This window comes from Kurthia massiliensis, from assembly GCF_000285555.1.
Lineage (GTDB): Bacteria > Bacillota > Bacilli > Bacillales_A > Planococcaceae > Kurthia > Kurthia massiliensis.
This window is the reverse complement of record NZ_HE610997.1, coordinates 473471-487888: the sequence shown is the minus strand read 5'-3', so window position 1 is coordinate 487888 and position 14418 is coordinate 473471. Positions and strand designations below refer to the sequence as shown.

Here is a 14418-nt window from a genome sequence, read left to right as displayed (position 1 = left end):
GTTAACGAAAATGAATAAATGAGGGATTGTTATGAACTGTTTAATAGTAATGCAAGGCGAAACGTATGATGAGGAACGGAAGCAATCGATTCTAAAGACGCCTGTATTTGATCGTGCTGGAGCGCGTAATTTTTCGTGGGAATATATGAATGATTTAGTACCACAAGATCTCATTTTCCACTATGTAAAAGGAGAAATTTCGGCGGTAAGTGTTATCGAAGAAAAGACGAAAATTGTGACAGACGCGAACGGTCAAAAACAGTATGTAGCGAAAACACGTTATCATGAACTTGATCGTCCACTGATGATTGCACCGATTTTTCATGAAATATTACCATTATTACCTGAGAAATATGCACCGTTCCAACAAGACGGTAGTGGGAATGGTGGGTATTTATTTCCGATTCATTTAGAGCTCGCGCAATTATTGCTCGGTCACTTAGAAGAGAGCGTAGAAGATCAAATTATCCAGCCGACGTTATTAGAAGAAACGAGCAGTTTAACGATTGCCTTACTGAGTGATATTCACTATTGGCAACAAACATTGCAAACGGAAGCACAACACGCGCAACAAGTAAGACGTCAAAAAATGTTCGAAACACATGGCGCGCATTGTGCAGTTTGTGCTGTGGCAGTAGATCGTTTATTAGCCGTACCGTATGCAAAACGTCCTGAAAAATGCACGTTAGCTGAACGACAATCAGTTGATAATGGGCTTGTGCTTTGTTTAAATCACGCATCACTTTATGAAGCGGGGTTGATGACGACGAACGACAAAGGACAATTACTCGTATCTGAACATTTAATAGAAGATCAATATGCGTTAGGGTTATATGAAGGGCAACAAATCAATGTAAACAAAACGCAGAAAAAGTATTTAAGATGGCATAGAAAACATATGTTTCAAACGATATAATATGCTAACATTTTGCAAAAGGAGCGTCACGTTATGCCGAAGAAAAAATATATTACGAAAAACAATGTGGTCATGTTTCCCGGAACGATTGAGCGCTTAAAAATGCAGGCGCATCAATACGCTGGAAATTATCAATATGACAAAGCGGTTGACGCATTTGAAGAAGTACTTGCTTATGAACAAGGAGACGAACAGTTGTTAAGTGCCTATGCCTTTTCATTGTTTGAAATACGTCGCTTTGAAGATGCACGTGCGGTATGTGAACAATTGTTTGCGATGGGAACGGATTTATATATCGAAGTGATGGAATTGTATTTATCAACATGTATGGAGTTACGTGAATTTCAACATGTCGAAAAAATGATTTCAGAATTGATGAATGAAAACGCCATTCCACCTCAAGCACTCGAACAATTTGAACATATCCGAGCGCTCAATGCACGTATCGCTGAAAGTGCTGCGCAAAAGGAAACGAGCGCGCACATTGAAGAGACATTAGATGAAACAGATTATTTATTAGATGCGTTTTTCGAACAAAGTTTATTGAAGCAAGTACAGTTGCTACGTACGTTACAACAAGCGAATGTACGTCCGATTGCGAAGCGCTTAAAACATATTATCGAGCATGAAGAAGCCCATCCGATGATTCAATCTATCGCGCTCTATATATTAGTAGAACAACAAATTGCTATGTCGATTGAAGTGACGAAATTTGGCCATACTGCGACGGTAGACCCAAGTACGTTACAACTGCCTGAAAATATGGATATTGTCGCTCGCGTACTAGAAATCGTAGAAAATAAATTACAACAGGAGATTTCAACGCTCGACATGGTACAATATTTAATAGCGCGTCACGTGCTTGTGACGTATCCGTTCGCATGGTTTGACTATGAAGCAGAAGACCTTGCAGACGGCTATGTCGACTATGTACATCAAATGTTCGGACACATCCAAGAAACGGATTATGAGCTCATAAATTTCATTATGGAACTTGAAAAATTTTCAGAGTTGCCAGAAGCATGAAAATGAGTTGAAAGTGCGAGGAACTATGATATACTAAAACAGTTATCAAATGAGCGGTAAAACACAGATTTTAGCTCTTTGAATTTAATTTTGGAGGTATAAACATGTCAGCAAAATGGGAAAAACAAGAAGGCAACAACGGTTTATTAACAGTTGAAGTGCCAGCTGAAGAAGTAAATGCTGCGCTAGATGCTGCATTCAAAAAAGTAGTAAAACAAATCAACGTACCGGGCTTCCGTAAAGGTAAAATGCCTCGTCAAATGTTCGAGAAAAAATTCGGTGTAGAATCTTTATACCAAGATGCATTAGACATCTTATTACAAGCTAACTACCCTAAAGCAATCGATGAAACTGGTATCTCTCCAGTAGACCAACCAGAAATCGACTTCGCTCCAGATGCTCTAGGTAAAGACAAAGCTTTCACTTTCACAGCGAAAGTTGTTGTTATTCCTGAAGTGAAACTAGGCGACTATAAAGGTCTAGAAGTAACAAAAGAAACTGCTGAAGTAACTGACGAAGAAGTTGAAGCAATCATTGCTGAAAACCAAGCTCGTCTTGCTGAATTAGTAGTTAAAGAAGACGGCACTGTTGAAAACGGCGACACAGCTGTAATCGACTTCGAAGGTTTCCAAGATGGCGAAGCATTCGACGGCGGTAAAGGTGAAGATTACGCTCTAGAAATCGGTTCTGGTTCATTCATCCCAGGTTTCGAAGAACAATTAATCGGCGCTAAAACTGGCGAAGAAAAAGAAGTTGAAGTTACTTTCCCAGAAGAATACCACGCTGCTGAATTAGCTGGTAAACCTGCTGTATTCAAAGTAACTGTTAAAGAAATCAAAGCTAAAGAACTTCCTGAATTAAACGATGATTTAGCTTCTGAAATCGATAGCGAAGTTGAAACTTTAGACGCTTTACGCGCTAAATTAAAAGAAACTACTGCTAAACAAAAAGAAGAAGCCGCTGAAGGCAAATTACGTGACGATTTAGTTGAAGCTGCTGCAGCAAACGCTACAATCGACATCCCAGAAGCTATGGTTGAAACTGAATTAAACCGTATGTTACAAGAATTCAACCAACAACTTCAAATGCAAGGTTTAAACCTTGAATTCTACTTCCAAATCTCAGGTACTGATGAAGCTGCATTCCGCGCTGAACGCAAAGAAGAAGCTGAACAACGCGTACGCGTATCATTAGTATTAGATGCTGTTGCTGAAGCAGAAGGCATCACTGCTACTGACGAAGACATCCAAGCTGAGCTTACAAAAATGTCTGAACAATTCAAAATGACAGCTGATCAAATCCAAGCTGCTCTAGGTGGTACTTCAATCATCGCGCATGATGTAAAAGTACAAAAAACTGTTGAATTCTTAGTAGAAAACGCTAAAATCGCTTAATTTTCTTCTATAGAAGGATAACTTATACAAACAAGGTACGGTTTATATCCGTACCTTGTTTTGTCATACATAGATTTTTCAAAAGCCAGGCCTTCGTGCATTATAGTTGCGAAAAAAGTAACTATCTTGTAACATTGGCTTGAATAGGGGTGAAATAATTGTTCAAATTTAATGATGAAACAGGCAATTTAAAATGTTCTTTCTGTGGCAAACCGCAAGAGCAAGTGCGTAAACTTGTGGCCGGCCCTGGTGTTTACATTTGTGACGAATGTATCGACCTTTGCTCCGAGATCGTAGTAGAGGAGCTTGGCACAGAAGAAGAAGTAGAAGTAAAAGATATTCCGAAACCACAACAGATCCGTGCGATTTTGGATGATTATGTCATCGGTCAAGAACGTGCGAAAAAAGCCCTTTCTGTAGCAGTATATAATCACTACAAACGTGTGAATTCAAATAGTAAAATTGATGATGTTGAACTTGCAAAATCAAATATCGTATTAATCGGACCAACTGGCTCTGGTAAAACGTTATTAGCGCAAACATTAGCACGCATTATCGACGTACCGTTTGCCATCGCAGATGCAACTTCTTTAACAGAAGCTGGTTACGTAGGTGAAGACGTTGAAAACATTTTATTAAAATTAATTCAATCCGCAGATTATGACATCGAACGTGCGCAAAAAGGGATCATCTATATTGATGAAATCGATAAAGTGGCACGTAAGTCAGAAAACCCATCGATTACACGTGATGTTTCTGGTGAAGGTGTGCAACAAGCACTACTTAAAATTCTTGAAGGTACGACAGCGAGCGTTCCGCCTCAAGGTGGCCGTAAACATCCACATCAAGAATTTTTACAAATCGATACGACGAATATTTTATTCATCGTCGGTGGTGCATTTGACGGTATTGAACAAATCATTAAACGTCGTTTAGGCTCAAAAGTCATTGGCTTTGGTTCTCAACAAGAAAAATTTGATGAAGATAACTTCATGCAACATTTAATTCCAGAAGACTTATTAAAATTCGGTTTAATTCCTGAATTTATCGGTCGTCTGCCAGTGTTGGCAAGCTTAGAACGCCTTGATGAGAAAGCATTAGTACAAATTTTAACAGAGCCGAAAAACTCGTTAACAAAACAATATGTAAAAATGCTTGAGCTTGATGGCGTAGAATTAGTATTCGAAGAAGATGCTTTATACGAAATCGCAAAAGAAGCAATCGAACGTAAAACAGGTGCACGTGGTCTTCGTTCTATTATTGAAGATACGATGTTAGATGTGATGTTCGAATTACCTTCTCGCGAAGATATCGTAAAATGTATCATTACGAAAGAGACGCTACAAGATAAAGCGCGTCCAAAATTATTGCTAGAAGACGGAACTGAAGTTCAAGACGATGAAAAAACATCGGCTTAACGTCTAAGCTGTTGCTGGCTTCGATGGTGTCCAAGCGTACCAGTCGAAGCCAGCTTTTTTTGGTGTTTTGACATTTTTTCTGTACAATAACTATTAAAGAACATATACGTCTGTTTGATTAGCGGGTAAATCGGACAACAATGATGGAGGTGATCCCCCGCATGACAGTAAATCAACATATTCCAATGATCCCATTACGTGGTCTCGTTGTATTCCCAAAATTGTCTTTACATATTGATGTTGGTCGCACACGTTCAATGGCTGCTGTAGAAGAAGCCATGGCGACTGATCATCTCGTTTTTTTAGTAACGCAACAACATGCTGCAACAGAAGAACCGACACGTGAAGATTTTTACAGCGTCGGTGTCGTTGCGCGTATTAAGCAACTTGTTAAATTACCGAATGACGCAATGCGCTTAATCGTTGAAGGTCAATATCGTGCGAAAATAACGGAAATGATTGAAGAAAAAGACGCGACTTTCGTGAACGTTGATGTGTTCGAAGATGATGAAGAAGTAGACGTTTTAACAGAATCATTTATGCGTCTCGTAACCGATCAATTTTCACGCTACGTAAAAATGAATGGACGCATTTCGCCAGATACGATTGATCACGCAAAAGAAATTGAAGAACCTGGACGGTTAGCAGACTATATTGCGACGCAATTACCGCTAAAAATGAAAGGTAAACAAGAAATTTTGCGCATTACAGATGTGCGTGAGCGTTTAGAAACGCTGATGAATCGTCTGCAAAACGAACAAGAAATTTTAGTCGTTGAAAAGCGAATTAATAGTACTGTGAAGCGAGCGATGGAAAAAACGCAAAAAGAGTTTTATCTTCGTGAGCAAATGAAAGCTATTCAAAAAGAACTAGGCGATAAAGACGGTAAGCAAAAAGATAGCGAAGCGCTACGTGAGAAAATCGCAGCAGCAGGTATGCCAGAAGAAACGATGAAAGTTGCATTGAAAGAGCTTGCACGTTATGAAGCAATTCCTGTGCAAGCGGCGGAAAGTAGCGTCATTCGTAACTATTTAGATTGGCTTGTCGCGATTCCTTGGTCGGAAGAAACGAAAGACCGACACAATCTAAAAAAAGCGGAGCAAATTTTAAATAAAGACCATGAAGGACTCGATAAAGTAAAAGAACGTATTTTAGAGTTTTTAGCGGTACAACAGTTAAAAGGCTCGTTAAAAGGACCAATTCTTTGCTTAGTCGGCCCTCCAGGTGTCGGTAAAACGTCGCTTGCGCAATCTGTTGCGACATCGCTCAATCGTCATTTCGTCCGTATGTCACTCGGTGGTGTGCGCGATGAATCTGAAATTCGTGGTCACCGTCGCACGTATGTCGGCGCAATGCCAGGACGTATCATTCAAGGAATGAAAAAGGCAGGTACGACAAACCCAGTATTCTTACTTGATGAAATCGATAAAATGGCCAATGACTTCCGAGGTGACCCAGCCGCGGCGATGTTAGAAGTGCTAGATCCAGAGCAAAATAGCACGTTTAGCGATCATTTCATTGAAGAACCTTACAATTTATCAAATGTGTTATTTATCGCTACAGCAAATGATTTAGGTAGCATTCCAGGACCACTTCGTGACCGTATGGAAGTCATTCAAATTGCTGGTTATACGGAGCATGAAAAGCTAGCGATTGCGAAAAATCATTTATTACCGAAACAAATTGAAGCGCACGGTTTAACGAAATCACAAGTGCAAGTGAAAGAAGATGCACTGCGTGATTGCATTCGTTATTACACGCGTGAAGCTGGTGTGCGTAATTTAAATCGTGTCGTCGCAACGCTTTGCCGTAAAGCTGCGGGCACGATTGTACGTGGTGATAAGAAAAAAGTAATCTTTACAGCGAAAAATTTAGAGGATATACTCGGAAAGCACCGTTTCCATTACGGACAAGCGAACGAAGAGAATTTAGTTGGAGTTGCAACGGGTCTTGCGTATACGACTGCTGGCGGAGATACGCTTCAAATTGAAGTGTCGATTTCACCAGGGACGGGTAAAATCCAATTAACAGGTAAGCTAGGCGACGTGATGAAAGAGTCTGCACAAACTGCACTTTCATACGTTCGTTCTCAGCAACAAAAATATGATATTGAAGACGACTTTTTCGCGAAGCATGATGTGCACATTCACGTGCCAGAAGGTGCTGTACCGAAAGATGGTCCGTCAGCAGGTGTAACGATGGTCACAGCGTTAACGTCTGCCATTACGAATACCCCTATTTTGAAAGAAGTAGGGATGACTGGTGAAGTAACACTTCGCGGTCGAGTACTACCAATTGGTGGTTTAAAGGAAAAATCGTTAAGTGCGCATCGAGCGGGCTTAAAAACGATTATTATTCCAAAAGAAAATGAACGCGATTTAGAAGATATTCCACAAAGCATACGCGAGGAGTTAACGTTCCATGCGGTATCAAATGTAGAACAAGTGCTTCAAATCGCACTAGATGGAGGAAACAAGTAAATGAAAGTCCATAATGTAGATATGATAATGAGTGCGGTACGCCCAGAGCAGTACCCAGAGGATGGCTATCCAGAATTTGCGCTAGCAGGTCGTTCGAACGTAGGGAAATCTTCGTTCATTAACCGCATGATTGGTCGTAAAGCGTTAGCACGTATTTCGGCAAAACCAGGTAAAACACAAACGCTTAACTTCTACAAAATCGAAGAACAACTATTTTTCGTTGACGTACCAGGCTATGGCTATGCAAAAGTATCAAAAAGCGAGCGCGAAGCATGGGGTAAAATGATCGAAACATATTTAACAGGCCGTCGTCCACTAAAAGCGGTCGTTCAAATTATCGACTTACGTCATGAGCCAAGTGATGATGATTGCATGATGTATGATTTCTTAAAGCATTACGGTATTCCAACAATTTTAATTGCAACAAAAGCAGATAAAGTGAAAAAAGGGAAATGGGCACATAACTTAAAAGTCATTAAAAATGTCCTTGATAAAGACCCAAGCGACCCAATCATTTTATTCTCATCTGAAACAGGTATGGGCTATGATGAAGCTTGGGCAGAAATCGAAAAATATTTAGTGCCTGAAGACCCAATCGATGTAGAATTTCCAGAAGCATAATGTTTAAAAGGCTGCCTTCATGGGCAGTCTTTTTATATGTGGAAAATATGACGGCTTTTTGTGAAGCAATTGTGTCGGCTCGTGAAAAAAACCTTACTTTAAAGACAATAAGGTTGAAATATTTGAAGAGACGATGTATATTTTTATTTAGAATAATTCTAATTTAACAATACAAAATAAATCGCTTGAAAAAGTAAGACAATTTAGCGTGATGCAGTATGCTATAATAGAGAAGTTAATTTGAACGTGAGAGGTGTCAATTTCATGCATACCCTAGTAGTAGGCTTGAACTATAAAACAGCTCCCGTCGAAATCCGTGAAAAATTTTCGTTTGCTGATGGTACGTTAGCGGATGCGATGAGAGCATTACAAGGTCAAAAAAGCATTTTAGAAAACGTAATCGTATCAACGTGCAACCGTACAGAAATTTATGCAGTTGTCGACCAATTACATACAGGTCGTCATTTTGTGAAGCAATTTTTATCAACGTGGTTCCGTATGCCAGTCGAAAGTTTCGAATCACATTTATATATTCGCGAAGATGATGCGTCAATGAATCACTTATTTAAAGTGACAGCAGGGATCGACTCTATGGTGCTAGGTGAAACACAAATTTTGGGGCAAGTGAAATCTAGTTTCTTAGAAGCACAGCAAATCGGTACGACGGGTACGATTTTCAATCATGTCTTTAAACAAGGCATTACATTCGCAAAACGCGCACATGATGAAACGAGTATCGGTGAAAATGCCGTCTCTGTATCATATGCCGCGGTAGAACTTGCAAAAAAAATCTTTGGCTCATTACAGAAAAAACATATTGCCATTCTTGGTGCTGGTAAAATGGGTGAGTTAGCGATGGAAAACTTATATGGCAGCGGTGTTGGCAAAGTAACGGTTGTCAATCGTACGTTTGAAAAAGCGGAAACGCTCGCTTCTAAGTTCCATGGCGAAGCAAAATCAATGAAAGAACTACAATGTACATTATTAGAAGCAGATATTTTAATTACATCAACTGGTGCGACAGATTATGTGATCGACCGCGAATTGATGGAATTTGTGGATAACATGCGCAAAGGCAAACCACTGTTTATGGTCGATATCGCTGTACCACGTGATATTGATCCGGCTGTTGGGGACCTTGAAAATGTTTTCTTATATGACATTGATGACTTACACGGTATCGTTGAAGCAAACCTTGCAGAACGTGAACGTGCAGCAGGTCAAATTATGAATATGATCGACAATGAGCTAGACATGATCAATGAATGGGTTGGCCAATTAGGGGTTGTGCCAGTCATTTCAGCGTTACGTGCAAAAGCGAATACGATCCAACAAGAAACGATGAAAAGTATTGAAAATAAAATGCCTGATTTAACAGAACGCGAACGCAAAGTGTTGAGCAAGCATACAAAATCAATCGTTAATCAATTACTAAAAGAGCCAATTCTTCAAGCAAAAGAACTTGCAGGAGAAGCAAATGCGAAAGAACAACTTGCATTATTTGAACGCATTTTTGGCATTGAAGAAGCCGTTGTCGTGGAGAAAGAAAAGCATCAATTAGCGGAAAAAGAACGCCGTGAAAAAGCCGCTTTAAAACAAACAGATTTGCTATTTAATTAATTCTTTAACGAGCGTTTTCGTATCTTTATGTTAAAATTGTAGATACGAAGACGCTTTTTTTTGAGAGCAGAGGGAGACAATTATGACGGATATGACGATGACGAGGCTACATGAAGTAATGGTCATCATCTATGCCATTAGCCTTGTCTTTTATTTCATCGATTATTGGCGGAAAAACAAGCGATTGTATCGTTATGCGTTCTGGGGTGTATCAATTGTTTGGGTATTACAAACAATCTTCTTAGTGCTTTATATCGTTGAAACGCATCGTTTCCCGATATTGTCACTATTTGAAGGGATTTACGTATACTCATGGTTGCTCGTCGCGATTTCGATTGCGATGCATTGTATTTTTAAACTCGACTTACCGGTTATTTTATTAAACGTGCTCGGCTTTTGCTTTATCGTCGTGCACACGTTTGCGCCGGCACAAGTCGCCGCATCGCCAGTCGGGCAATCACTCGTCTCAGAGCTGTTAGTCATTCATATTACGTTTGCGATTTTATCATATGGTGCATTGGCGATTGGATTCGTGTTTGCGATGCTTTACATCGTCCTGCACAATATTTTAAAAAGTAAAAAATGGCCGAAACAATTTTCTCGTTTGCCGTCACTTGCTGCCGCAGAACAAGGCATGAACTACACAGCGTATTGTGCTATTCCACTGTTAGGTATAAGTCTCATTTTAGGGATGATGTGGGCATATGTTGCATTGCCAGGTGTAAGTATTTTCGACTCGAAAATTATCGGTTCATTTATTTCATTATTTTTATATTCATTTATTATTTATCAAAACCGAAAAGGAAAACTATACGCGACGAAATATGCGTGGGCGAATGTATATGCATTTTTATTAGTGCTCATCAACTTCTTCCTCGGTAGTCGTTTTTCGGGTTTCCATTTTTGGTATTAAGAGAGGTTGAATTATTTTGCGTAAAATTATCGTCGGTTCAAGAAGAAGTAAATTAGCTTTAACACAAACAAACTGGTTCATCGAACAAATGAAACAAGCAGGTGCACCATTTGAATTTGAAGTAAAAGAAATCGTCACAAAAGGTGACCGTATTTTAGACGTGCAATTATCAAAAGTAGGCGGTAAAGGTTTATTCGTAAAAGAAATCGAACAAGCGTTATTTAACAAAGAAATCGATTTCGCCGTACACAGCATGAAAGATATGCCCGCAGTACTTCCAGAAGGTTTAGTAATCGGCTGTATTCCAGAACGTGAAGATCCACGCGATGCCTTCATCTCAAATGGTCATGTGAAATTTGCAGATTTACCACAAGGTGCAACTGTTGGTACTTCAAGCTTACGTCGTAGCGCACAATTATTAAAATTACGTCCTGACTTAAACATTAAATGGATTCGCGGGAACGTTGATACGCGTTTAAACAAATTAGAAACAGAAGATTACGATGCGATTATTTTAGCAGCAGCAGGTCTAAAACGTCTCGGTTGGTCATCTGATGTCGTAACGGAATATTTATCAACTGATATTTGTATGCCAGCAGTAGCGCAAGGTTCTCTAGGTATTGAATGTCGCGGTGATGATGATGAGTTACTTGCAGAACTTGCGAAGTTAACAGACAAAGCAACGTGGGAAACAGCACATGCAGAGCGCGCATTTTTAGCGGCAATGGATGGTGGATGCCAAGTACCAATCGCTGGTTACGCAACGTATGACAACGAAGAAATTCACTTTACAGGATTAGTCGCAGCTCCAGATGCATCAGAGTTTTACGAAGAGTCAGCAACATCAACAAATGCTGTTGAAGCAGGTAAAGCCGTTGCAACGAAATTAACAGAACAAGGTGCTTACGAATTAATTCAACGTGTAAAGGCTGAACAAAATGCCGAATAATGTACTTGCTGGTGAAACGGTCGTTCTAACGGGTACGAGCGTTACAGCGTCGATTATGACTTATATCGAGTCTCTCGGGGCGACCGCAATACATTTACCACTCATCGAAGTGATTGAACGTACGTCAGAAGACGCACAATATTTTATTCAAAGTATGGATGCAGATTGGCTCATTTTCACGAGCCAAAATGCTGTCCATTTTTTAAAACAAAAATTGATTCGTTACGGTTATCATGCGAGCCATTTCAACGGTCACATCGCCGCTGTCGGTCAAAAAACGAAAGAAGCATTAGAAGCGATTGGCTTTACGATTGATTTTATGCCAACGACGTACAGTGCAGACGTCTTTATTGAACAGTTCCAAGTTGAAAAAGGCGCTACGTGCGTCTTTTTTCGAGGCAATTTAGCAAAATCAACAATCCCAAATGGTATCAATTGTGATGTACAGTGCTATACTGTGTATGATACCGTTCAAACAGCGCGCAACATGCCTGCGCTAAATGAGTTATTAACGGAGCGAGTAACGATCGTTTTTGCTAGTCCATCTGCTGTAGAAGTGTTTGAAGCCCATAAACAAGAGGCGTCTTACAACGTTGCAGCAATTGGTCATATTACACGTGATGCACTTGTGGCACACGGGGAGCAACGAATTATCATGCCTGATACGTATACGATGCGTGCGGTTATTGATGAGCTCGCTAAACAGAAAGGAACGAAGTAAACATGACACAATTAACATTCAAACGTCACCGTCGTCTACGTCAAAGTGACGCGATGCGTAAAATGGTTCAAGAAACATACTTACACAAAGAGGATTTCATTTATCCAATCTTCGTCATTGAGGGCGAAAACATTAAAAACGAAGTATCTTCAATGCCTGGTGTGTACCAATTTTCAATTGACCGCCTAGCAGAAGAAATGGATGAAGTAGTGGCTCTAGGTATTAAAGCGGTAATTTTATTCGGCTTACCAGCAGAAAAAGATGAAGTCGGTTCACAAGCATACCACGATCACGGTATCGTACAAGAAGCGACACGTTTTATTAAAAAGAACTATCCTGATATGTTAGTCGTAGCAGATACTTGTTTATGTGAATTCACATCACACGGTCACTGTGGTGTCGTGTCAGAAGATGAACGCATTTTAAATGACCCATCTCTTGATTTACTAGCAAAAACAGCTGTATCACAAGCGGAAGCAGGCGCGGACATTATCGCACCATCAAATATGATGGACGGTTTCGTAGCAGCCATTCGTGAAGGTTTAGATGCAGCAGGTTTTGAAGATGTGCCAATTATGTCTTATGCAGTCAAATACGCATCAGCTTATTACGGCCCATTCCGCGATGCAGCAGACGGCGCACCACAATTCGGTGACCGTAAAACGTATCAAATGGACCCAGCGAACCGTATGGAAGCAATGCGCGAAGCAACTTCTGACGTTGAAGAAGGCGCAGATTTCTTAATCGTAAAACCGGCGCTTGCTTATTTAGATATTATTCGTGACGTGCGCAACAACTATGATTTACCAGTCGTTGCTTACAACGTGTCAGGCGAATATGCGATGGTCAAAGCGGCTGCACAAAACGGCTGGATCGACGAGAAAAAAGTTGTATTAGAAACATTATTAGGTATGAAACGTGCAGGTGCTGACTTAATTATTACGTACCATGCGAAAGATGCAATTCGTTTTATGGAGGAAAATTAATATGCGTTCATTTGAAAAATCACAAGCAATTTATAACGAAGCAGTAAACTTAATGCCAGGTGGCGTAAACTCACCAGTACGTGCATTTAAAGCTGTAAAACAAGACCCAATTGTGATGGCAAAAGGGAAAGGCGCTATCATTACAGACGTTGACGGCAACGACTATATTGACTACGTATTATCTTGGGGTCCACTTATTTTAGGTCACGCTGAACCAACTGTCGTAAAAGCGATTCAAGATACTGCAATGCTTGGTACAAGCTTCGGTGCTTCTACTGCAATCGAAAATGAATTAGCAAAAGAAGTGATCAACCGCGTTCCTTCAGTTGAAATGGTTCGTATGGTGAACTCTGGTACAGAGGCGACACTTTCTGCGATTCGTTTAGCACGTGGTTTCACAGGTCGTGACAAAATCTTGAAATTTGAAGGTTCTTACCACGGTCATAGTGATTCATTATTAATTAAAGCAGGTTCTGGTGTGGCAACACTTGGCTTACCAGATAGCCCTGGGGTACCGATGGGTATTGCACAAAATACATTAACAGTCCCTTACAATGATTTAGCATCTGTAAAACTTGCATTCGAACATTACGGTGAAGATATCGCAGCGATTATCGTAGAACCTGTTGCAGGTAATATGGGGTGCGTACCACCACAACCAGGTTTCTTAGAAGGCTTACGTGATATCACAACAAAAGCTGGCGCATTATTAATCTTTGATGAAGTAATGACAGGTTTCCGCGTTGGTTTAAACTCTGCACAAGGTTACTACGGTGTCACACCAGATCTTACTTGCCTCGGTAAAGTAATCGGTGGTGGTCTACCAGTAGGCGCATTTGGCGGTCGTCGTGATATTATGGAACAAATCGCACCAGCGGGTCCAGTGTATCAAGCTGGTACATTATCTGGTAACCCACTTGCAATGGCTGCAGGTTTAGCGACAATCAAACAATTAACACCAGCATCATACGAATACTTTGAAAAACTAGGTGATCGTTTAGAAGCAGGTTTCCGTGAAGCGGCAGAAACATACAATATTCCGCACACAGTGAACCGCGCCGGCTCAATGATCGGTTACTTCTTAACGAATGAAAATGTTGTTGACTTCGATACAGCGAAAACAGCGGATCTTGAACTATTTGCTGAATACTACGGCTTAATGGCGCAAGAAGGCGTATTCTTACCACCATCACAATTTGAAGGTGTGTTTATGTCTACAGCACATACAGAAGCGCATATCGACAAAACAGTTGAAGCATTCCAAAAAGTATTTAAACAATTACGTCGTTAATATAAAAAAAGAGGCTGGGACATAAGTGTAAAAACACGATCTCAAATGAGCATAAGAAAAACCGGAATCGCGCTGTTGCGCGG

Annotated in this window: 12 protein-coding genes; all 12 read left to right on the top strand. The window is 40.3% G+C overall.

Translation table 11 applies throughout. The features are described 5' to 3' along the window. The first annotated feature begins 31 nt into the window (after nt 1–31). The 12 genes from KMHG_RS06760 to hemL all read left to right on the top strand — a co-directional run bounded on the left by KMHG_RS06760 (nt 32) and on the right by hemL (nt 14335). Complete coding sequence (locus KMHG_RS06760) at nt 32–916, top strand: hypothetical protein (RefSeq protein ID WP_010288173.1); 885 nt, start codon at nt 32–34, stop codon at nt 914–916. A gap of 33 nt (nt 917–949) precedes the next feature. Further along, the gene (locus KMHG_RS06755) at nt 950–1942 is read left to right on the top strand and encodes a tetratricopeptide repeat protein (protein WP_010288171.1); all 993 of its coding nucleotides are present in this window, start codon (nt 950–952) and stop codon (nt 1940–1942) included. A 104-nt stretch (nt 1943–2046) separates the two neighbouring features. Continuing rightward, nucleotides 2047–3336, top strand: a complete 1290-nt coding sequence (gene tig / locus KMHG_RS06750; protein WP_010288170.1) for a trigger factor — start codon at nt 2047–2049, stop codon at nt 3334–3336. Between the two features lie 158 nt (nt 3337–3494). Then, complete coding sequence (gene clpX, locus KMHG_RS06745) at nt 3495–4754, top strand: ATP-dependent protease ATP-binding subunit ClpX (protein WP_010288169.1); 1260 nt, start codon at nt 3495–3497, stop codon at nt 4752–4754. A gap of 161 nt (nt 4755–4915) precedes the next feature. Beyond that, on the top strand, nt 4916–7234 hold the full coding sequence (lon, locus tag KMHG_RS06740; RefSeq protein ID WP_010288167.1) for an endopeptidase La: 2319 nt from the start codon (nt 4916–4918) through the stop codon (nt 7232–7234). Next, the gene (gene yihA, locus KMHG_RS06735) at nt 7235–7855 is read left to right on the top strand and encodes a ribosome biogenesis GTP-binding protein YihA/YsxC (RefSeq protein WP_010288163.1); all 621 of its coding nucleotides are present in this window, start codon (nt 7235–7237) and stop codon (nt 7853–7855) included. It abuts the gene before it with no gap. A 264-nt stretch (nt 7856–8119) separates the two neighbouring features. Further along, nucleotides 8120–9475, top strand: a complete 1356-nt coding sequence (gene hemA / locus KMHG_RS06730; RefSeq protein WP_010288162.1) for a glutamyl-tRNA reductase — start codon at nt 8120–8122, stop codon at nt 9473–9475. Nucleotides 9476–9557: 82 nt separating this feature from the next. Further along, a complete protein-coding gene (locus KMHG_RS06725; protein WP_010288160.1) occupies nt 9558–10388 on the top strand; it encodes a cytochrome C assembly family protein in 831 nt (276 codons plus the stop codon). Nucleotides 10389–10404: 16 nt separating this feature from the next. Beyond that, complete coding sequence (gene hemC, locus KMHG_RS06720) at nt 10405–11337, top strand: hydroxymethylbilane synthase (RefSeq protein WP_010288158.1); 933 nt, start codon at nt 10405–10407, stop codon at nt 11335–11337. Continuing rightward, the gene (locus tag KMHG_RS06715) at nt 11327–12058 is read left to right on the top strand and encodes a uroporphyrinogen-III synthase (RefSeq protein ID WP_010288157.1); all 732 of its coding nucleotides are present in this window, start codon (nt 11327–11329) and stop codon (nt 12056–12058) included. The genes hemC and KMHG_RS06715 overlap by 11 nt, the downstream gene beginning before the upstream one ends. A gap of 2 nt (nt 12059–12060) precedes the next feature. After that, on the top strand, nt 12061–13044 hold the full coding sequence (gene hemB, locus KMHG_RS06710; RefSeq protein ID WP_010288156.1) for a porphobilinogen synthase: 984 nt from the start codon (nt 12061–12063) through the stop codon (nt 13042–13044). 1 nt (nt 13045) lies between these two features. Next, nucleotides 13046–14335 carry a glutamate-1-semialdehyde 2,1-aminomutase gene (gene hemL, locus KMHG_RS06705; protein ID WP_010288155.1) on the top strand — a complete coding sequence of 430 codons (1290 nt, stop codon included), beginning with the start codon at nt 13046–13048 and terminating at the stop codon, nt 14333–14335. The last annotated feature ends 83 nt before the right edge of the window (nt 14336–14418 follow it).